The sequence below is a fragment of the Paraburkholderia sp. BL18I3N2 genome, assembly GCF_003001875.1.
Taxonomy (GTDB): domain Bacteria; phylum Pseudomonadota; class Gammaproteobacteria; order Burkholderiales; family Burkholderiaceae; genus Paraburkholderia; species Paraburkholderia phytofirmans.
Genome location: NZ_PVNC01000001.1, coordinates 356,085 through 376,787 on the forward strand (window position 1 = coordinate 356,085; position 20,703 = coordinate 376,787).

The following is a 20,703-nucleotide window of genomic DNA, read 5'->3' on the forward strand; positions in this document are numbered from 1 at the left end:
ATTTTGGTTTTACATTTGACGACAACGCGTCGAGTTCGTGAGACGATGCAAGCTCACTTTTTCTCGAGGAGAGCGACATGGGACTCTTGGACGAAGCAGGAAAAATCGCGGGGGCGATCGCCGCGGTTGAAGCAGCAGAAAAAGTGGATCCGGAAGCGGGTTTGCTAACGAAAGGCATCGCCGCTATCGCCGGTTTTGAAGGCGCCGGCAAGCTGGAATCAATGATCGAAAAGAAAGACGACGACAAGCAGGACGTCGCCGATAACGCCCAGTCCACGGACGACACGAATCCGCAGACGTGAGTGATGCTTTGCCGCCGGTCGCATGAGCCACGATGGAATCCATGCACCGGCAAATCCGGCGCTCTGTTCCGAGTGCCGTCAATTGTCCGTTCATTCTGCATGTGTCGTTACCCGGCGTTGGCTCGGTGCGCAGCGGCATTCAACGCGAAATTCGCTCCTCGTTCGTCATCGAATCATCGCGTGTCGTCGCCGCGCCCTTGCGCTTCGAATCGGGGCGAGCGCTTCGCGCCTCACGCGGTTTCATCTGAGTGTCATAGCCTGGCGACTACGATGGCTGGTCGTCTCCGTTGCGCGCCGGTCTTCAGCGCACTCGCCGTTCACGAAGAACGCAGTGTGCCCGGCCTGCGCGTCGGCGTCCTTCCACCCTCGTACAACAACACCAGACATGTCGAACAGAAAAATCGCTAAGGCTTCGCCGACCGATCAAGGCGCTTCAATCGTTTCGCGTCGTGGGTTCCTGAAGTTTGCAGGCGCGTCCAGTCTCGCCACGGCGGCGGGCACGCTTTCATCGGGCGCGCGCGCGGCGAACAGCGTACCCGACGGCACGCCGGAGCAGGTCCACCTGACCTGGGGCAACGATCCGACCCGCGAAGTCACAGTGTCATGGGCGTCGCTTGCGCCGGCGGTCAACCCGCAGGTGCGCGTGAGCGGCGCACGCGAGGGGAAACATACGGCGCATGGCGTCCAAAGCACCTACACCGATGGCCTCAACGGCGAGGTCGTGTTCACCTATCACGCGCGTCTGCGAGACCTGAAACCCGATACGAGCTACGAATACGAAGTGACCGCCGACAACGACAGCAACGCGGCGCAACCTTTCACGGCCAGTTTCCGTACTGCGCCGCGCGGACGTGCGCCATTTCGCTGGACCAGCTATGGCGATCTCGCGACGCCGAATACCGGCTGGATTTTGTCGTCGCCGCAAAGCCGCTTCGCGGTGCAGGCGGTCGAGCGTTTTCAGCCGCTGTTTCACTTGCTCAACGGCGACCTGTGTTACGCCAATCTGAATCCGGCGCACCAGCCGGACGTGTGGCGCGACTTCGGCAACAACTGCCAGACGTCCGCGTCGAACCGGCCGTGGATGCCGTGTCCGGGCAACCACGAACTCGAGTTTCACAATGGCGAACAAGGCCTCGCTTCGTATCTCGCACGCTATACGCTGCCGGACAATCACACGCGCTTTCAGGGCCGCTGGTACAGCTTCCGCGTAAGCTCCGTGCTGTTCATTTCGCTCGATGCCGACGACGTCGTCTATCAGGACGCGGCCGCATTCGTTGCCGGCCCGGATCCACTGGTGCCGGTTGCGAGCACCGGCAATCCGCCCATTCAACCCGGCACGTCGCTCTATGTGCGCGGCTATAGCGCCGGCGAGCAGACGCGCTGGCTCGAGAAGACATTGCACCATGCCGCCTCAGACGACGAGGTCGACTGGATCATCGTGCAGATGCATCAGGACGCGCTGAGTTCGTCGAAGACCGGCAACGGGTCCGATAAGGGCATCCGCGAGGCCTGGTTGCCGCTGTTCGATCGCTACGGCGTGGACCTGGTGCTGTGCGGTCACGATCATGACTACGAGCGCAGTTACCCCGTGCGCGGCTGCAACCACGACAAGGGCACCGACATCGCGACGGGCCGGCCGGTGGATACGTTGCAGCCGAAACCGGTGATGTCGGCGGTGTCGTCGGGCGCATCGACGTTCGATACGAGCCACGGCACGATTCACCTGATTCTCGGCGGCGGCGGCACGAGCGCACCACTGGACGTCTATGGCGTGGATGCCGGCACCGGGCTGCCGCAGGCGCGTATTTTCACGCGTCCCAACCGCCCGGTGGCCGGCGCGACGGCCGGGACTTTCGTGCGCGCGAGCGCGGACGCCGTGGAAGACGCGATCTGGTCGGCGCAACGCGATACCGGTACCGGTTATGGGATCGCGGTGTTCGATCATGATCCGGGGCATCCGGGCGGCGAGACCACGATCACGATGAACTACTATCACGCGCCCGGGGCGGATAAAGTGCCGACGCAAAACTACGAATTGTTCGAGACCGTAGAGTTGAAAAAGAAGCGGCGCGGATAAGGTTCGAATGAGCGGTTGGCGGGCTGCCGGTCTGCGGGCAGCTCGCCAGTATGGTCGGCGCGATAATCAATATAATTAGCTATCCGATGGATATTCAAGAAGCCACGGATGATCTTCTATTCGTGTTTGGCTTGAAGCGATAAAAGCCTCCGCTCTCGACCTTCCGATAATTTTGTTACACGTCTTACCGATGTAGCGCGACGCGGTTACAAAGGCCTTTCAGAAGCGCGGTTATACTCGGCGCCGTCAACAACAGTGAAAGAGCTTTTATGTCGATGAGAATCCTGAAGATTGTTGCCGTTGCAGCGCTCACGGCTTCGGCGTCGTTGTCGGCAATGGCCGGCGATATGAACAACGCGCTGGGCGGCGCGCTCGGCGGCGTGGCCGGCGCTGCGCTGGGCGGCGCGGTAGGCGGCAGCACGGGCGCCGTGCTCGGCGGCGCAGTGGGTGGCGGTGCCGGCGGCGCGGTCACGTCGAACCGCAGGGAACGCACGGGTGCCATCATTGGCGGCGCGCTGGGCGGCGGTGCGGGCACGGCGGCCGGCAATGCGATGGGCGGTCGCGGCGGTGGTCTCGTCGGCGCAGCCTTGGGCGGCGGCGCGGGTTCGGCGCTCGGCGGCAACATCTCGCGTTCGAACTCCTACGACGACGACTATTCCCGCGGTGGCCGATCGGGTAAGCGTCATCACAAGCATCGGCATTACGACTGAGCGGAGCGCGAGAGGGCGGCGTAGTGCGTAGCGCAGGTGCTTGTCTGCGCGTCGCGTGTGCCGGGCAATTAGCGGCCGACTCTCTGCATTGACTTTGCTTCCTCGACGGTTATCGTAAACGGTCATCGCAGCGCAGTCGCATGCCGGCACGCGTTGCGAGGGTACTTCACGATTTCCCGCCCTCAGGAGACGAAAAAAGATGCCACGAGTGTATTGCGCGGGTCCGCTCTTCAACGCAGCCGAACGAAGCGAAATGGATTCGATTGCAGCCACGCTGGAGGCTGCGGGTTTGACGACATTTCTTCCGCATCGCGACGGTCTGGAGTTCGCGAAGCTGAAGCCGGAACTCGAGAAGCTCGGCGCGTCGGTTGAAGAAGCCGCGGACATGCTCGACCGCGCAATCTTCAGTCTGGATACGTATCAGTTGCTCAGGCGTTGCGATGTGGTCGTCGCCAATCTCAACGGCCGCGTTGCAGATGAAGGCACGGTTGTCGAGGCGTCGTTGGCGTGGCACGCGGGCAAACCGCTCGTGCTCTTCAAGGCGGACGCGCGGTCTATGCTCAGCGGGTCCGACAATCCCATGCTCACGGGCTTAGGCGATTTCGACGTGGTCGACCAACTGTCCGCGCTGCCGCAGGCTGTTCTGGACGCGATCAAGCGCGATCGGAGTGGCAGAGTGGAACGGACGCTGGAGAGCGGTGCGGAGATCGCGTCGCTTCGCGAGAGCGGTGGTGAGCTGAGCGCGCTCGCTAAGACGCTGTACAGCGCTTTCAAAAAACCATAAGCCACGGTCTCTGGAAGTCAGGCGCTACAAACAGTAGCTCGCCTTTGCCAAGCCGGCGAACTTCCGAGCGTTCGCTGCCGCTGCGGCTGCAGCGGCAGAAGCTCCCGCGGCGCAAGTATGAGCTAATGAGCGGCGTCGCGAGTCTCTATCTCCTCACTATGGCGTTTGCCTGCGCACCGCTCTTTCTACAGCCGGCGCACATGCCGAACAGAACCAACTGACGTCCCGTCACCGTGAAGTCGAGGCTGTTTGCGACAGACTGCTGTCGCGCCTCGATTTCCGCATCGAAGAACTCATAGATTCGACCGCAGACCGTGCAAACGAGATGATCGTGCCGGGTTCCGTCATTCAGCTCGTAGACCATGCGACCATCGCCAAAGGCTACCCCAGACAATAGATCCGCATCCACAAGTTGACCGAGCACACGATACACCGTGGCGAGACTCATGTTGCGCATGTCTTCATTGAGAAGCTTATAGACCTGTTCGGCTGTGAAGTGGTCGCGAGCGTGCTCCTGAAAAAACTCCAGCACCAGGACTCGTGGGAACGTGGGCCGCAGGCGGGCTCGCTCCAGAATTCTATGAATGTTCATGGATGTCGTGGCAATGGAGAAGCGGCGGCCGATCCGCTGGATACCAGGTCGCCGCCGGGAAGAAGTCGTCGGGGAATCACGTCGTGCTGTTCGACAAGACGAACCGCGTGTGGCCGAACTATGTAAGCCGGTCCCTTAAGAGAACCTTAAGCGGCAGTTTCTGAGAGCATTGGACGACTACGGATCGATGAACTAAAACGAGTTCTTCCAGTTAAATTACGTATTCCTTTCGCGCGATTTTTTGTCGTTAATATCACGCCACACTGACTTCCGGCACCCGCCGCAACACGTTAAGCTTCGGCCCCTCATTGTTCTTTTGACGCCACGCCGCTTATTTTTTTGACACCGCATTTATTTTCATCGCCCTATGATCGGGGGGCTCGTTTCCGCCGCGCTGGCTAGCACGCGCCGACTGAGCCGACTTGAAAACCATGCGATAGATAAGCGCACGCCTTGGCATAGCCATTGAATTGACGTGTCGCGCAATAAATATCCAATAACTACTTATGCTTCTCGCAGTTTGCGCAACAACGGTTGTAAATGTATTGCATGCGTGTTCACGGCGCTGGTGGAAAGAGCAATTGATACCCTCAATTACCGCTTGATCACGGAGCCAACAAGTATGAAAAAGTCTTTACTCGCGGCCGCGCTCTTAGGCGCATTCACGATGTCGGCGCATGCGCAAAGTAGCGTGACGCTCTACGGCCTCATCGATACGGGACTGGTTTACACGAACAATCAGTTTGGGCATAGCAACTGGCAGGTAGTGAGCAGCTCGACCCAGAACACGGTCTTCGGTCTCAAGGGCTCAGAGGATCTGGGTGGCGGCTTGCACGCGGTCTTCAAACTCGAGCAAGGTTTCCTGCTGAACAACGGAGCGCAGGCATTCTCCGGCGACGGTTTCGGTTCTCAGGCATGGGTCGGCCTGCAAAGCGATCCGTACGGAACCTTGACGTTCGGCCGCCAGTTCGACGTGATGAACGACCTCGTCGGACCGCTCACCGCGGAGTTCAACACGTGGGGCGGCAGCATGGCCGCGCATCCGTTCGAAAACGACAATCTTGCTGCGAATTCCGTCGTGATCAACAACTCGGTCAAGTACGCGAGCCCGACTTACCGCGGCGTTACGTTCGAAACGATGTACTCGTTCAGCAACAAGGCAGGCGACTTCGGGAATAACCGGTCGTACGGTTTCGGTGTTTCGTATGCGCAAGGTCCGGTGAATCTCGCCGCCGGCTATCTGCAACTGAACAACGCGGGCAATGGCAGCGGCGCGGTGACTTCGAGCGATGCAAGCGCGAACTTCCTCGCGCAACGCCAGCGTATCTGGTCGCTGGGTGGTAACTACACGTTCGGGCCGGCCACGGTCGGGCTGGTCTGGAGCCACGCTCAGATCGACAACGCGTCGGGCGTGTTCTCGTTCGGCACGGGCAGCTACCTCGGTTCGGGCGATACGTCCGCTGGATCGCTGGGCGGTTCGCTGCGTCTCGACAACTACGAGGTGAACGCAAAGTACGCGCTTACGCCGGCGTTGAGCGTTTCCGGCGCGTACACGTACACACATGGCGCGTATAACGGCTCGTCGCCGGGATGGAACACGGCCATGCTGCAAACCGACTACTCGATCAGCAAACGCACGGACTTCTATCTCGAAGGCGTTTATCAGAACGTGCACGGTGCGCCTGCGGACTCCGTCCTCTCGCATGCCATGATCAACACGTTGTCGCCGTCCGCGACCAACACGCAAGTGGCAGTCACCGTGGGCATGCGTCACGCCTTCTAAGCAGGCTCGCGTCGAGTAATGTGAACATGCATGCCCTGTTTTTGCAGGGCATGCGTTGTCATGCAAGCCTGTTGCTCAAAGCCTTGAGTCGACCGGAACGATGAGCACGACGCTCTGCGTTACGTGTCCTGTGAACCCTCGTTTTCCGCTTCGGCCAGAATCTGCTGGATGGCCTGCTCGAAAGTTTCGACAGGCTGTCCGCCACTCACCAGGTAGCGACGGTTGAAGATAATGGCCGGCACCGACTGAATACCCATTGCCTCGTTATTCCGTTCCTCCGCGCGAACTTCAGCGGCATAGGTTCGGTTTTGCAGTACGTCACGCGCCTTCGCGGCATCCAGCCCAACGGACTGCGCGGCTTCGACCAGCACTTCGTGATCGCTCGGATCTTTGCCGTCGGAGTGATATGCCTGCAGTAGCGCCAGCTTGAGCGGCAACTGCTTGCCCTCGATGCCGGCCCAATGCAACAGACGGTGCGCGTCGAAGGTGTTGTACACGCGGGTGCGCGGGCCAAAAGTAAAACCGACGCTCGCACCGCGTTCGCGGATCGCGGCCTGCGTTTCGGCGATCTGGTCCGGCGTACGGCCATATTTCTTGCCGAGATAGTCGACAATGGTCTCGCCGTCCGGTCCCATGTCGGGATTCAATTCGAACGGATGTACGACGATTTGCGCGTCGACGGCATCGCCAAGACGCGAGAGCGCGCGTTGGAGCGAGGAGAGGCCGATCGCGCACCAGGGGCATGCGATATCGGAGACAAAATCGATTGTGAGCGCTTGGGTCATTGCTGTGTTCCGGTCCTGTGTCAAAACGAAATCCGCAGACAGCGTAACCCGTATTGCCGGTATTTGCAGGACTTGCCCTCGTGACGGAACGCGAGCCGGCGTCTTACAATTCACCTGCCGCAGTTGGAGCCATTGACCACGCGGGCAACAGGGATGCCGGCAGGCGTCATAATCCCTCTTCGCCGTCGTGCACGATAACGACTGCTTTTCCAACGTTGAAAGGAGCTTCAAATGAGCAAGGGATATTGGGTGACGTCATATCGCGCGACGAAGGACGCAACCAAACTGGCCGCGTATGCGCAGCTTGCGGTACCCGCAGTGACGGCTGCCGGCGGCAAGTTCATCGTGCGTGGCGCAGCGGAAGAGGCTCGTGAGCAAGGCTTGAAGGAGCGGACGGTCGTGATCGAGTTTCCGACCTACGAAGCAGCCATCGCGGCTTACGACAGCGAACTCTACAAGAAGGCGCTGGCGGCATTGGGCGATGGCGTCGAGCGCGATCTGCGGATTGTGCGCGGCACGGAGTAACACGAAAGCGAAAGATACGGCGAGCGCGACTTGCTCATGCAGTTTCGCGCTTGCCCCGGCATCTATTTCACGGCCCCTAGCGCGAGCCCCTTTACCAGATACCTCTGCAACCACGCGAACACCACGGAAACCGGCAACGTCGCGCAGAGCGTGGCGGCCATCACCAGATGCCATTGGACCACGTATTTACCGGCGACCATGTCGGTCACCTGCACGGTCAGGGTCTTGTTCTCGGGTGAGCGGATCAAGGTATAGACCACGGCAAACTCGTTCCACGCGTTGATGAACGTGAAGATCGCGGTGACGACGATCGCAGGCACCGCGAGCGGCAGGAACACTTTGATAACCGCCTTGGTCCGTCCGCATCCTTCGAGCCACGCCGACTCTTCCAGATCCCGCGGCACCGTCTGAAAGTACGAGGACAGCATCCACACGGCAAACGCGATATTGAAGGCCGCGTAAGAGACGATCACGCCGATCCTGGAATCGACCAGGTTGCCGTCGCCATAAGGAATCATCGCTGCCAGCCGGAACAGGCCGACCACGAGCAGAATCGGCGACAACATCTGCGTGACGAGCAGAAACTGACGGTAGAGCCCGCGTCCGCGAAACGGGAATCTGGCCAACGCATACGCCGCCGGCAAGCTGACAGCCAGCGCAAGCGCGGTCGACAGCAAACTGATCACCGTGCTATTGCGCAGCGCCACGCCGAAATTCGCCGCCACCCACATATCGGAGAAATTGCTCCACTGCCAATGCACCGGCAACCAGCGCGCCGGATACACAAAAATCTCGGAAGCCGGCTTCAACGCGGTGAACAGCATGACGGCAAACGGAAACAGCACCACGACGACCAGTGGCGACAACGCGAGCCAGCACCATAGCGAGCGCTTCATCTTGACGCTGAGACTCATGACGGATCCCCTTCTTTCGCGGGCTGCAGGCGCAGATAGGCGATCGAGAAAATGAACAGCATGACGAGCATGATCAACGACACCGCCGCGGCTTCGCCGGGACGCCCGAGCCGGAAGCCGAGCTCATAAAGATACGTGACGAGAATGTGCGTGCTGTTGTCGGGGCCGCCCTGCGTCATCACCCAGATGATCGGAAACGAGTTGAACACGTAGATCACGTTCAACAGAATCGTCATGTTGATGAACGGCCGTAACAGCGGCATGGTGAGTTTGCGAAACTGCTGCCAGGCGGTTGCGCCGTCCATGCGTGCGGCTTCGTAAATATCGCCGGGCACCGAGGACAAACCGCCTAGCAGAATCGTCACCGTAAATGGAACCGACACCAGAATGCCGACTGCGATTTCGACGGGAAACGCGAGCTCCGGCGTGGCCAGCCAATGAATCGGACCGCTGATCAGGCCGAGCCTCTGCAACGTGACATTGACCATGCCGTAGTCGTCGTTGAAGGCCCAGCGCCAGACCACGGCGGTCATGGTCAGCGAGACGGACCACGGCAGCATCACGATCGTGCGCGCTACACCGCGCCCGTAGAAATCCTGGTTCAGCACCAGCGCAACGGGCACCGAGATCAGCACCGTGCCGCCCACCACGCAAACAGTCCAGACAAGGGTCCGCCTGGCGGCGGCAAGAAACGCGGGATCGCTGAAGATCGCGTAGAAATTCTGCAGACCGGTGAAATCGCGAATCGCGCCGAAGCGCGAGACCTCGTGCAGCGATTGCCACACGATGTTGAAAATCGGATAGCTGATGATGAAAAGCGCCAGTACCAGACTCGGCGCAATCAGCAACCAGGGCGCTTGCAGGCGCGAAGAAGCGGAGCGGCTCATGCGTGCTCGATCGTAAGACGCGTCCGCATTGATGGACGGGCGCGACGGGATGGGCCGGATAGTGCATTACGACCGAAACGCGCACCGCCTTTGCAGGGGCGGCGCGCGTTGCGGGTTTAGCAGATCGCTACGAGACCGCGCGATTACTTGCCGAGCGACTTGTTAGCCTGGGTGGCTGCCGCGTTCAATGCGTCGGCCGGTTTCGCCTTGCCCAAATAAATCGACTGCATTGCGTCGGTCACGGCCTTCGCGGTGTCTTCCCAGCCGGTCACGGTCGGCGCGAAGTGGGCGGTCGGCAGCAGCGCGACGAAGGCCTTGGTGTCCGGGTCGTTGAATGCCGGATCGGTCGCCTCAGCCTTGGTGGTCGGCAGGAAGCCTTCCGTCGTGGTGAACTCCACGCGCGGTTCCTTCGTGAACAGATAGTCGAGGAACTTCCACGCCGACTTCTTCACCTTCGAGTTCTTGAACATCACGATCGAGTCGGTGACGGCGTATGTAGCGTGCGTCGTGCCCATCGGAATCGGATCGATGCCGTACTTCAGGTTCGGCGCTTCCTTCTTGATCTGCTTGGCAAGGAACGGTGCGGAGATCATCATCGCGACGCGGCCTTGCTTGAACAGATTCTGCACGTCTTCACGGCTATAACCGGTCACGCCGGGTTGTGTCAGCCCCTGGTCGATCATCGTCTTGTACAGCGTGGCTGCCTTGATGCCGGCCGGCGAATTGAAGGCCGTCTTGCCGTCCTTGCCGACCACGTCGCCGCCGTTGGTCCACAGGGCGTAGTAATAGTAGACGTCGGTTTCGATTTCCTTGCCTTGCAGACCGAAACCGGCAATGCCCTGCGCCTTCAGTTTCTTCGACGCTTCGATCACGTCGTTCCAGGTCTTCGGACCGTCGGGATAGCCGACCTTGGCGAGCAGGTCTTTGTTGTAGTACAGCCCACGAGCGGACGCGGCGATCGGCAGACCGTACACCTTGCCGTTGATTTCACCCGGCGCGAGGAACGGGCCGATGAAGCGGCTCTTGAAGTTCGCGTCCATGTAGCCGTCGAGCGGCTCGGCGACGTCGTCCTTCACGAAGTCGAGCAGCCAGCGCGTGCCGACGATCGCGAGGTCGGCGTTGGCGTTGCCGGAAATGTCCGTTTGCAGTTTCTGTTGCAGCGTGTCCCAGTTCACGTCTTCGATCTTGATCGTCGTGCCGGGATTGGCCTTCTCGAAGTTGCGGGCCATTTTTTCGAAGTACGGCGCGGTCGCGTCGCTGTAGTGCGCGACGGTCACGCGGACCGTGTCGGCGTGAGCCGCGACGGCAATACCTGCAAACGCGAGCGCCACGGCAACTTTGCCTAGCGCGAGGGAAGCACGGGCATGCAACGACATTTCTCTCTCTCCTGTGTCGAACGGAGTTAGCGCTTTAGTGCTTACTCCGGTCCCACGCAAGGCGGTCGAACGGAGTTAGCGCTTTAGTGCTTGCTCCGGTCCCATCCAGCAATGGGGGGTGGTTTGCTGCCGTCGCCGGCCGCTTTGGGTTGCTTTGTTTGTAAAAATCCTACATGACGAAAAATAGCTTGTCACGTAGGGTCTGCCATATTTTTTCCTAAGCAATTTTGTGCATAAGATGCTGTAAAGCAGGGATATTCTTTGAAATGTGATGTCACGGATACCCAATCTTCGGGATGACTAGGCAACTGCGACGATTGCGGGTTTGTAGGAAATTTACACGCTAATCCAAACTGGCGGCTTGGTTGAACAGCGAGGCGGACAATGAATCGTGTGGTGTTGGTAACGGGCGCTTGCGGCGGCATCGGCAGCGTGTTGTGCAAGCGCTTCGTGGAGCAGGGCGATACGGTGCTGGCGCTCGACATCGACGCCGCCGCGCTGAAGGCTTTGAGCGCGCATCTCGGCGAGGCCCACGTCACGCCGATCGCCATCGATCTCGGCGACGCCGCGGCAGTGCAGCAAGCGGTGGCCGCCGCGGTCCGGCTGCGCGGTCCCGTCGATGTGCTGGTCGCCAACGCGGGCGCGGCCGAAGGTCTCACGCTCGCCACGACCGACGTCGCGAGCTGGCAGCGCGACATTCATCTGAATCTGAACGGCACGTATCACACGGTGGAAGCGGTGCGCGCGTCGATGATCGAGCGGCAGCGGGGCGCGCTGGTGCTGATCGGTTCGGTGAACGGTATGGCCGCGCTCGGTCATCCGGCGTATAGCGCGGCGAAAGCCGGACTCATCAGTTATACGAAGGCGCTCGCGCTCGAACTCGGCCGCTACGGCATTCGCGCGAACATCGTGTGCCCGGGCACCGTGAAGACGCAGGCGTGGCAGGCGCGCGTCGACAAGAACCCGCAGGTCTTCGAGGATTTGAAAAAGTGGTACCCGTTGCGCGATTTCGCGACGCCTGACGACATCGCCGACGCGGTGCTGTTTCTGGCCTCGCCGATGGCGCGCGTGATTACCGGCGTCGCGCTGCCGGTCGACGGCGGCCTGATGGCCGGCAACCGTTTGATGGCGGAAGAACTGACACTCGAGTCGCTCTGAAGCGACTGAGGCAACGCGCAAAAGCAGCACGAGATCGAGTCAACCAGGCAAGACGATGAGGACAGCATGGCAGCAGTGCAACTGAGCGGCATCTTCAAACGCTATGGCGACACGCAAGTGGTGCACGGCATCGATCTCGACATCGACGACGGCGAGTTCGTCGTGCTGGTCGGCCCGTCGGGCTGCGGCAAGAGCACGTTGATGCGCATGGTGGCGGGGCTCGAGGAAATCAGCGGCGGCGATCTGATGATCGGCGGCACGCGCGCGAACAGCCTCGCGCCGCAGCAGCGCAATATCTCGATGGTGTTCCAGAGCTACGCGCTGTATCCGCATCTGTCCGTCTACGAAAACATTGCGTTCGGGCCGCGGATTCGCAAGGAGTCGTCCGCGAGTTTCAAGCCGCGGATCGAAGCCGCGGCGAAGATGCTGAACCTCGGCGGCTATCTGGACCGTTTGCCGCGCGCGCTGTCGGGCGGCCAACGGCAACGCGTGGCGATGGGCCGCGCGGTGGTGCGCGAGCCGTCGCTGTTCCTGTTCGACGAGCCGCTGTCCAATCTCGACGCCAAACTGCGCGTGCAGATGCGCACCGAAATCAAGGCGCTGCATCAGCGGCTGAAGAATACGGTGATCTACGTCACGCACGATCAGATCGAAGCCATGACGATGGCGGACCGCATCGTCGTCATGAACGCGGGGCGTATCGAGCAGATCGGCCGGCCGCTAGAACTGTACGACCATCCGGCGAACCTGTTCGTGGCGAGCTTTCTCGGCTCGCCGTCGATGAACTTTGCCGAAGGCGTGATCGCGAGCCGCGCGCAAGGTCAGGGCCTCGCGTTGAATCTCACGGATGGCGGCGAGATTGTGCTGGAAGGTGCGCCCGCGTCGGCGGTGGTCGGCGCGAAGGTCACGCTCGGCGTGCGGCCGGAACACATCGAAACCATGACTCCGACGCCCGACGCGACGATGGAAGTCGAAGTGGTCGAGCCGACTGGCGCGGAGACTCACTTGTACGGGAAAATAGGCGGCAGCACGTGGTGCGTGACGACTCGTCAGCGCTCGAAAATCGAGCCCGGCCAGCGTGTCACGCTGCGTTTGCCAGCCGAGCATATTCATCTGTTCGATACGGAGAGTGGACGCAGGCTGGTCTGACCCGCGTGTTGCCGTTTGAGGTCGATACGAGCTTGCCTTAGGCTCACTGAAGCTGCGACGCGACGCGGATTTATTTAACGCATGAGAATGCGCCGGGCCGCCCCAGGTTTTCTCACCCCGTCGGGGGCCTGGCGCGAAGCGACAGGTCTGGGGGCGCTTTGAAGGAACACCGGGTGTCCGCACCGAACTTGATTCCCCACATCCGCAGCGCACTCGCCAATTTGCGGCCCGCCGAGCGCAAGGTCGCCGAGATGGTGCTGAGCGACGTCGACTTCGCGATGCGCGCGAGCATCACCGAACTCGCGCAGCGCGCCGAGGTGTCCGAGCCTTCCGTCACGCGCTTTTGCCGCGCTATCGGCGCGCATGGTCTGCGCGACTTCAAGATGCAATTGGCGCAGAGCGTGGCGGGCGGGTTGCCCTATGCATCCACAGCGGTGGCACGTGACGACGACGTGCAGACGCTCATGGACAAGGTGGGCGAGGCCGCGGTCGACGGCATTACGCATGCGTGTGGCGCGCTGGATCCGGCGGTGGTCGAGAGTGCGATCGCGGCGTTGTCGAGCGCGAGGCGGGTGTTCTTCTTCGGCGTCGGTTCGGGCTCGGGGCTGGTCGCGCAAGACGCGGCGCTGCGGTTTCTGCGGCTCGATATTGCATCCACGGCGTTTACGGATGGGCATTTGCAGCGTCTTTACGCAGGCCTGATGGAACCGGGCGATGTCGCTTTCGCGATTTCGCATTCGGGCCGCAGTGTTGAAGTCAACGAGAGCATTCAGATTGCCAAGGAGCGTGGCGCGACCACGATTGCGCTGACCAATGTCGGCTCGCGGTTGGCGTGGCTGGTGGATATTCCGCTGCTGCTGCGCGTGCCGAGCCCGATCGATCCGAACACGCCGGGCGTATCGCGGCTCGTGCATCTTTGCATCATGGACGCGCTGGCGATCGGCGTCGCGCTCAAGGCCGGGCCGAAGACGCTCGAGAAGATGCGGCATGCGAAGGCGAGGCTGGCTTCGCATGAGCCGGAGGCGGCAGGGGATTGAGAGGCGGCGGAGCTATGCCATCCACCCAAAACGCCGCGACAACTTCGACGTCGCGGCGCGCAAAGTCTGCGCCGGCCCACCCGCCAATTCACTGTCGAAGCTGCCGCTCGGCCCCATCAACGCCAGAACTAGGCAGATGCTACCCGTATGATCCAGCACCGGCGCGGCGAGCGTATCAATGCCCGGAACAGGCCGGCTGAGCGCCGTATCGATCCCATCCGCGCGGATTTGCGCAAGACGCTGCGCGTAGGCTTGCGTCAGTGGCGGCAATGCCGACGCTGCGTCCGTGTCGCTCGCCGCTTTACCTTTGCCCGCCGGCACCGGCTTTCCTGCAAAAACGTCCGCCGCATCCGGCCCCGCCAACCGCAGATGATCCTGCACCAGCAAACCCGCGCGCACATCGTCCGCGACATAGGCGGCGAACACTCGGCCGATCGCCGTATTCGCCAGCGACATCACCGTGCCGACCCGCAGGCTCACATGCAGCGGCCGCGCCGACTCCTCCAGACGCACGACCGTCGGCCCAAGCGGACCGAGCACCGCCATGGCGACGCTCATGCCCGTCGACGCCGCCAATTCGACCACTTCGGGCTCCGCTTCACGCGTCGGCGACAAGCGCTGCAAACCGATCAAACCCAACTCCAGCGCGAGCGGCCCGGCTTCGAAACAGCCCGATGCATCGCGATTGAGCAAGCCGATTTTCAGCAGACTCACCAGATGCGGAAACGCCTTCGCCGGCGGCATGCCCGCGGCGGCCGCAAGATCGCGCAGGTTCAACGGCCGCGCCGCCGCGACCAGCGCAGCCAGCAATTCGCCCGTGCTATCGAGCGACTGGATGCCGCGCTGCGGTTTCGCATCGGCGGCGGAATGAGCGTGAGAAGTGTCGAGAGAATCGGTCACGATGCGGAAGAAGCCAGCAAGGAAGGGGCGACAGCCAGCTCAGCGCCGATGTCGCGCGCCGTCGCAAGCAGTGCGCGCGCGATCGGACCGTCGGCGGCGACATCGATTGCGCCGGTCGAGCCGATCACCGTCAGCGCGAGCGACAAGCGGCCGTCGGCATCCAGCACAGGTGCGCTCAGACTGCTGATGCCTGGACTCGGCACATCCACGCTGCACGCCAAGCCGTGCGCGCGGATCGCGTCCAGCGCGGTTTCGAAGGCGGCGCTTTGGCCTGGCGGTGTCATGGCGTCGCCAATCGCGCCCGATTGATTCGCCCACATTGCGTCAAGCGCCTCGCGCCGCGAATAAGCGCAAAACACCCGTCCCGTGGACGTTGCCGGCAACGACATCACCGTGCCCACATGCAAATTGACGTGCAACGGAAAGCCCGCATGCTCATAGCGAACGATGGTCGGCCCTTGCGGCCCGGCAGTACAGATCGCGACGCTGAAGCCGATCGCTTCGGCCAACGCGGCCACGCGCGGCACGGCGGCGCGAAACGCCGGCTGGTTTTCGAGATGCATCAAACCGAGCCGCAACGACAGCGGGCCGGGTTCGTAACGGCCCGACAACTCGTCGCGTTTGATCAAACCCAGGCGGCTCAAGCTCACCAGATATGCGTGCGCTTGCCCCGGCGCGATCTGCGCCGCGCTGGCGAGGTCGGACAAGGCGAGCGGCGTGCGCGCTTGCGCCAGCGCCAGCAACACGCGCCCGCCTACTTCGACGCTCTGAATGCCGCGCTGCGTCTTGCCGCCGTCCGCCGTCTCGCTGCCGCCCGCGCCTTTGCCCGTGGCCGATTTCGCTGCTTTGCTCACACCCGCGCTCGTCCGTGAAAAAGGGTTCATGTTAACCGAAGGCCTGTGCCTTCCTAGCCCCATATTAGGCTTCTCATGATTTGCGTATAGCGATGCATTTCGCTATTGACAAATAAACTGACGCCGTCCTAAGATGCATTCACCCCGACACACCGGCGCAGTTATAGAGTCAAGAAACGGGGCGAGACAATCCTCCAATACCGTCAGCCCGCGCGGCATTCGCGCAGCCGGCTGTCTCGCCTTATGTCCAACTTTTGAGGGAGACAAGCATGGCAAAGGCATTCGCGTCACAGGCCGATCTGGAAGTCAAGAAAGTTACGTGGACGAAGCTATCCGAGAACGCCTACGCGTACACCGCCGAGGGCGATCCGAACTCGGGTGTGATCATCGGCGACGACGGTGTGCTGATCGTCGACACCACCGCCACGCCGGCCATGGCGCAAGACCTCATCGCGAAGATTCGCAGCGTCACGGATAAGCCGATCAAATACGTCGTGCTGTCGCATTACCACGCGGTGCGCGTGCTCGGCGCATCGGCGTATTTCGAGGAAGGCGCGCAGGAAGTGATCGCGAGCCGCGGCACGTACGAGATGATCGTCGAGCGCGGCGAAGCGGACATGAAGTCGGAAATCGAACGCTTCCCGCGTCTGTTTGCCGGCGTTGAAACTGTGCCGGGCCTGACGTGGCCGACGCTGGTGTTCGAGAAGGAGATGACGCTGTTCCTCGGCAAGCTCGAAGTGCGCATCGCGCATCTCGGCGCGGGTCATACCAAGGGCGATACGGTGGTGTGGCTGCCGTCGCAAAAGGTGCTGTTTTCCGGCGATCTGGTCGAGTACGACGCAGCCTGCTATTGCGGCGACGCGCAGCTCGAACAATGGCCGGCCACGCTCGAAGCATTGCGCGCGCTGAAAGCCGACAAGCTCGTGCCGGGCCGCGGCCCCGCGCTGACCACGCCGGAAGACGTTAACAAGGGGCTCGATTACACGAAAGATTTTGTCACGACGCTGCTGCAGCAAGGCCGCGAAGCTGTTGAACAGAAGCTCGATCTGAAGGCCGCGATGGAACACACGCGCAAGGCCATGGATCCGAAGTTCGGCCACGTCTTCATCTACGAGCACTGTCTGCCGTTCGACGTCTCGCGTGCTTTCGACGAAGCAAGCGGTATCACGCATCCGCGTATCTGGACCGCGCAGCGCGACAAGGAAATGTGGGACGCACTGCAAGCCTGATAAGAACAGACGCACGGCAAGACCAGCAGAGCGGAGAAGGACGGAGACACAAGATGAGTATCAACTACCAGACGTTGTCGTTCGAATATCGACCGTGCCGCGAACAGAGCACGCAGGGCGGCGCGGAACAGGCGGCCTATCCCGTGATCGTGGTCGGCGCGGGGCCGGTGGGTCTCGCTACCGCGATCGATCTCGCGCAGCAGGGCGTGCCGGTCGTGCTGGTGGACGACGATTGTTCGTTGTCCACGGGATCGCGCGCGATCTGCTTTTCGAAGCGCTCGCTCGATATTTTCGATCGCCTCGGCTGTGGTCAGCGGATGGTGGAGAAGGGCGTCAGCTGGAATGTCGGCAAGGTGTTCCTGAAAGACGAGCTGGTGTACACGTTCAATCTGCAACCGGAGGCGGGCCACAATCGGCCCGCGTTCATCAACCTGCAGCAGTACTACGTCGAAGGTTTCCTGCTCGAACGCGCGCAGGAGATGCCGAATCTCGAGATCCGCTGGAAAAGCAAAGTGGTCGGCGTGCAGCAAAACGGTACGCCCGGTACGCACGAAGCCAGCGTGACGCTGACGGTCGACACACCCGATGGCGAGTACGCGCTACGCGGCCGCTATGTAGTCGCCGCCGACGGCTCGCGCAGTCCGATCCGGAATCTGATGGGACTCGATAGCAAAGGTGTGACGTTCAAAGATCGTTTCCTGATCGCCGACGTCAAGATGGAAGCGGAGTTTCCGACCGAACGCTGGTTCTGGTTCGATCCGCCGTTTCATCCGAATCAATCGGTGCTGCTGCATCGTCAGCCGGATAACGTGTGGCGGATCGATTTCCAGTTAGGGTGGGACGCCGATCCGGTGCTGGAAAAAACGCCGGAGCGTGTGATCCCGCGCGTGCGCGCATTGCTCGGACCGGACGCGAAGTTCGAGCTGGAGTGGGTCAGCGTCTATACGTTTTCGTGTTTGCGCATGGAGCGTTTCCGCCATGGCAACGTGCTGTTCGCCGGCGACTCAGCACATGGCGTGTCGCCGTTCGGCGCGCGTGGTGCGAATAGCGGCGTGCAGGACGCGGAAAACCTCGCATGGAAACTGGCGATGGTGCTCGAAGGCAAAGCCGCGGACGCTTTGCTCGACACCTATGCAAGCGAACGCGAATTCGCGGCCGATGAGAACATCCGCAACTCCACGCGCTCGACCGATTTCATTACGCCGAAGAGTCCTGTCAGCCGCGTGTTTCGCGACGCGGTGCTGAAGCTCTCGCGACATCATCCGTTTGCGCGGCAATTGGCGAATAGCGGCCGGTTGTCCGTGCCGGCGGTGTTGCGTGATTCCCCGCTGAATACAGCGGACGGTGACGAGTTTGAAGGGGCGATGGTGCCGGGCGCGGCGTGCGTCGATGCACCGGTGCAAGTCGCGGCACAACCGGCATGGCTGCTGCGGCAACTCGGCCAGCAATTCACCGGCGTGCTGTTCTGCGGCGAACACGGTATCGACCAGTCGAGTCAGGCCGCGTTGAACACGTTGCGCGCGGGACCGATTCCGTTGAAGCTCGTCGTTGTGACGTGTGGCGATCCGCAGGCCGTTGTGACGTCGGACGCGCGAGTCGCGCACGATATCGAAGGGCTGGCTCACGCACGTTACGACGCAAAGCCCGGCACGTTCTATCTGATCCGTCCGGACCAGCATGTCTGCGCGCGCTGGCGGCAACTCGATGCGGGCGATGTCGGATACGCGTTGAAGCACGCGCTGTGCGTCGAAGGCACGGCTTGAACGTGCGCAGAACGCCGCTTGAGTGACGCGCGCGCGGCATCAGCAAAAAATAGCTGGAGACAAACATGGCACTTAACACGCAACCGAATCTCGCCCGCCCCGACGATTTCTACGAGGCATTGATCGATATGCATCGCGACCTGGACGATGCGCAGAGCCAGTCGGCCAATGCGCAACTCATCCTGCTGCTCGCCAACCATATCGGCGATCACGCCACGCTGCTCGAAGCGATACAACATGCCCGCGAGGGCGTAATCGACATGCCGGCGCGAAATGGCGAAGCGCATCCGCTGGCCGCTTAAGCACCTGGCCCGACCAAAAATTAACTTTGCGCAACGCAGGTGTGGGAAGACGTCGATAGTAATGATTTGTTTCGCGCGCTTCCTCTTAAACTCGCGGCGGATAACCCGCGATTTCTCTCAATTGTTTCTTTCCGACTATCAGATTCTTCTTAGCAAAGTGGCTGATGTGCTGCCTCATACTAGCCGGCTTGTTGAGTTGAGGATGCATAGGGTGTGACGTTCCGGTGGGCCAGACTGCTTCGTGCCGGCGCACCATGTCCTCGTGCGTTGCCCGTGGGAAATTTCCCGCGTTCGGCTGGAAAGAGACACGAGATGAAATTGTTTTTGATAAGCGACCTTGTCGTTCAAGAGTTAGCGGCGATGAAAGTCGACGGAAAATGGCTTTCTCCCGCGCAGTTTACCGAATCGGCGTTGCTCTGGATCAACCATTACGCGCCTGGTCTGGACGTGCCCGAATCGTTTTTTTTCGAAGTCGAATGCGAAGTGCTGCAGATTGCCACGCAACTCGCGGCCGGAAAATTGGCGTCCGCCGAAGATTCGCCATTAGCGCAGCTGTTCGGCGACTATCCAACGGTGAATTACGCGCACCCTTTGAGCGCGAAAGCGTTGGCCGCCACGCTTGCAGCGTGCCGCGAAAAAATTTCTAGTGGTTCTAGGACAACATTGTCGAATGATGCATTCTGGTCGCGGCAGTTCGCGAACTGTGTGAAGAACGCCCCGCATTCTCTTGGGTGTCACCCCACCCTTTGCCAGTTGATGAACCATGTCAGTGATACGTCGAAGGCATGAAGCGTCGCTGAAGATCGAAGGCTTCGGACGTGATATCGGGTAGAGTCGCGGCTATGCGTCCGCGATTGCACCCATCACGTCCGAACCATGTATTCCATCGACCCTGTTCCGCTGCCTCACGACGGCCCGTCCGACATTGCATTGTGGCGGATCGACATCGACTTCACTGCTTCGCTCGACGCGCCTGCCTTTGCATCCCTAAGCGACGACGAACGCACGCGAGCCCGCAATTTTCGTCGCCATGAAGACGCGCTGCGCTTCGCCAGCGTACGCGCCGCGCTGCGTGAAGAACTCGCGCGGCGGCTCGATATCGCGGCGCACGCCGTGCGTTTTGCGGCCGACGCCAATCACCGACCCCATCTGGCCGATTCGGATCGCTTCGATTTCAATGTATCGCATGCGGGCGCGCATGGACTGATCGCGATCTCGCCGGTTCGGCGCGTCGGTGTCGATATCGAGCAGTGCAGCGACAAATTCGATTGGCGTTCGATTGCGGCGTTGACGCTCGATAAAGAAGAGGCCGAGTGGATCGAACGGCTCGACGCGGGGCAGCGGAGCGCTGCGTTTTACGACGCGTGGGTCGCCAAGGAAGCGCTCGTCAAAACAACGGGCGTGGGCATCACGCGCGGGTTGCAGCATTTGACGGTGCTGCCGCGTGAAAGTGCGCGCGTGACGCTGCGCAAGCAGATTTCCGCGGATATGCGCGATGTCGCAGCGTACTGGCTCGCCGCACCGGACGCCTACGCTGCATGCCTAGCGTGGTCGGTGACCCCTTTCCGGTAATCGC

Annotated in this window: 21 protein-coding genes; 14 read left to right on the top strand and 7 right to left on the bottom strand. The window is 61.3% G+C overall.

All coding sequences use genetic code 11. The features are described from left to right. Positions 1–77 precede the first annotated feature (77 nt). From B0G75_RS01640 to B0G75_RS01660, 4 genes are all read left to right on the top strand, one after another. The gene (locus B0G75_RS01640; protein ID WP_106300025.1) at positions 78–302 is read left to right on the top strand and encodes a hypothetical protein; all 225 of its coding nucleotides are present in this window, start codon (positions 78–80) and stop codon (positions 300–302) included. A 385-nt stretch (positions 303–687) separates the two neighbouring features. Then, positions 688–2,379 carry a metallophosphoesterase family protein gene (locus B0G75_RS01650; RefSeq protein ID WP_106300029.1) on the top strand — a complete coding sequence of 564 codons (1,692 nt, stop codon included), beginning with the start codon at positions 688–690 and terminating at the stop codon, positions 2,377–2,379. Positions 2,380–2,648: 269 nt separating this feature from the next. Then, complete coding sequence (locus B0G75_RS01655; protein WP_106300031.1) at positions 2,649–3,089, top strand: hypothetical protein; 441 nt, start codon at positions 2,649–2,651, stop codon at positions 3,087–3,089. Between the two features lie 199 nt (positions 3,090–3,288). Beyond that, on the top strand, positions 3,289–3,873 hold the full coding sequence (locus tag B0G75_RS01660; RefSeq protein WP_106300033.1) for a nucleoside 2-deoxyribosyltransferase: 585 nt from the start codon (positions 3,289–3,291) through the stop codon (positions 3,871–3,873). Positions 3,874–4,018: 145 nt separating this feature from the next. Here the strand turns inward: B0G75_RS01660 and B0G75_RS01665 are convergent, their stop codons facing one another. Beyond that, positions 4,019–4,465, bottom strand: coding sequence for a Fur family transcriptional regulator (locus tag B0G75_RS01665; protein WP_106300035.1), 447 nt, complete (start codon positions 4,463–4,465; stop codon positions 4,019–4,021). A 622-nt stretch (positions 4,466–5,087) separates the two neighbouring features. Here B0G75_RS01665 and B0G75_RS01670 point away from each other — a divergent pair. Next, complete coding sequence (locus B0G75_RS01670) at positions 5,088–6,248, top strand: porin (RefSeq protein WP_106300037.1); 1,161 nt, start codon at positions 5,088–5,090, stop codon at positions 6,246–6,248. Between the two features lie 119 nt (positions 6,249–6,367). Here B0G75_RS01670 and B0G75_RS01675 read toward each other — a convergent pair whose 3' ends face one another. After that, the gene (locus B0G75_RS01675; RefSeq protein ID WP_106300039.1) at positions 6,368–7,033 is read right to left on the bottom strand and encodes a DsbA family oxidoreductase; all 666 of its coding nucleotides are present in this window, start codon (positions 7,031–7,033) and stop codon (positions 6,368–6,370) included. 231 nt (positions 7,034–7,264) lie between these two features. Between B0G75_RS01675 and B0G75_RS01680 the strand changes: the two genes are divergently transcribed. Then, entirely contained in the window at positions 7,265–7,558 is a 294-nt protein-coding gene (locus tag B0G75_RS01680) for a DUF1330 domain-containing protein (protein WP_012428986.1), read from the top strand. A 62-nt stretch (positions 7,559–7,620) separates the two neighbouring features. Here the strand turns inward: B0G75_RS01680 and B0G75_RS01685 are convergent, their stop codons facing one another. The 3 genes from B0G75_RS01685 to B0G75_RS01695 form a co-directional block, all read right to left on the bottom strand. Beyond that, positions 7,621–8,472 (bottom strand): carbohydrate ABC transporter permease, encoded by an 852-nt coding sequence (locus tag B0G75_RS01685; protein ID WP_106300041.1) that lies wholly within the window; start codon positions 8,470–8,472, stop codon positions 7,621–7,623. Beyond that, positions 8,469–9,359, bottom strand: coding sequence for a carbohydrate ABC transporter permease (locus tag B0G75_RS01690; RefSeq protein WP_106300043.1), 891 nt, complete (start codon positions 9,357–9,359; stop codon positions 8,469–8,471). The genes B0G75_RS01685 and B0G75_RS01690 overlap by 4 nt, the downstream gene beginning before the upstream one ends. Before the next feature lie 143 nt (positions 9,360–9,502). Beyond that, the gene (locus tag B0G75_RS01695; RefSeq protein ID WP_106300044.1) at positions 9,503–10,735 is read right to left on the bottom strand and encodes an ABC transporter substrate-binding protein; all 1,233 of its coding nucleotides are present in this window, start codon (positions 10,733–10,735) and stop codon (positions 9,503–9,505) included. Between the two features lie 384 nt (positions 10,736–11,119). Between B0G75_RS01695 and B0G75_RS01700 the strand changes: the two genes are divergently transcribed. The 3 genes from B0G75_RS01700 to B0G75_RS01710 all read left to right on the top strand — a co-directional run bounded on the left by B0G75_RS01700 (position 11,120) and on the right by B0G75_RS01710 (position 14,079). Next, positions 11,120–11,893: an SDR family oxidoreductase gene (locus tag B0G75_RS01700; protein WP_106300046.1), complete on the top strand. Its 774-nt coding sequence runs from the start codon at positions 11,120–11,122 to the stop codon at positions 11,891–11,893. 66 nt (positions 11,894–11,959) lie between these two features. Continuing rightward, positions 11,960–13,042 carry an ABC transporter ATP-binding protein gene (locus B0G75_RS01705; RefSeq protein WP_106300048.1) on the top strand — a complete coding sequence of 361 codons (1,083 nt, stop codon included), beginning with the start codon at positions 11,960–11,962 and terminating at the stop codon, positions 13,040–13,042. 173 nt (positions 13,043–13,215) lie between these two features. Then, positions 13,216–14,079 (top strand): MurR/RpiR family transcriptional regulator, encoded by an 864-nt coding sequence (locus B0G75_RS01710; protein ID WP_106300050.1) that lies wholly within the window; start codon positions 13,216–13,218, stop codon positions 14,077–14,079. Between the two features lie 12 nt (positions 14,080–14,091). Here the strand turns inward: B0G75_RS01710 and B0G75_RS01715 are convergent, their stop codons facing one another. Next, on the bottom strand, positions 14,092–14,979 hold the full coding sequence (locus tag B0G75_RS01715) for an IclR family transcriptional regulator (RefSeq protein ID WP_106300052.1): 888 nt from the start codon (positions 14,977–14,979) through the stop codon (positions 14,092–14,094). Beyond that, on the bottom strand, positions 14,976–15,863 hold the full coding sequence (locus B0G75_RS01720) for an IclR family transcriptional regulator (protein WP_106300054.1): 888 nt from the start codon (positions 15,861–15,863) through the stop codon (positions 14,976–14,978). The genes B0G75_RS01715 and B0G75_RS01720 overlap by 4 nt, the downstream gene beginning before the upstream one ends. A gap of 239 nt (positions 15,864–16,102) precedes the next feature. On the opposite strand from B0G75_RS01720, the gene B0G75_RS01725 reads away from it, so the two are divergent. The 5 genes from B0G75_RS01725 (at position 16,103) to B0G75_RS01745 (ending at position 20,699) form a co-directional block, all read left to right on the top strand. Continuing rightward, positions 16,103–17,062, top strand: a complete 960-nt coding sequence (locus B0G75_RS01725) for an MBL fold metallo-hydrolase (RefSeq protein ID WP_106300056.1) — start codon at positions 16,103–16,105, stop codon at positions 17,060–17,062. 53 nt (positions 17,063–17,115) lie between these two features. Then, positions 17,116–18,825 carry an FAD-dependent oxidoreductase gene (locus B0G75_RS01730; protein ID WP_106300058.1) on the top strand — a complete coding sequence of 570 codons (1,710 nt, stop codon included), beginning with the start codon at positions 17,116–17,118 and terminating at the stop codon, positions 18,823–18,825. A gap of 65 nt (positions 18,826–18,890) precedes the next feature. Beyond that, positions 18,891–19,127: a DUF2783 domain-containing protein gene (locus B0G75_RS01735; RefSeq protein WP_106300060.1), complete on the top strand. Its 237-nt coding sequence runs from the start codon at positions 18,891–18,893 to the stop codon at positions 19,125–19,127. Positions 19,128–19,439: 312 nt separating this feature from the next. Then, complete coding sequence (locus B0G75_RS01740; RefSeq protein ID WP_106300062.1) at positions 19,440–19,916, top strand: hypothetical protein; 477 nt, start codon at positions 19,440–19,442, stop codon at positions 19,914–19,916. 87 nt (positions 19,917–20,003) lie between these two features. Further along, a complete protein-coding gene (locus B0G75_RS01745; protein WP_106300064.1) occupies positions 20,004–20,699 on the top strand; it encodes a 4'-phosphopantetheinyl transferase superfamily protein in 696 nt (231 codons plus the stop codon). Positions 20,700–20,703: the final 4 nt, after the last annotated feature.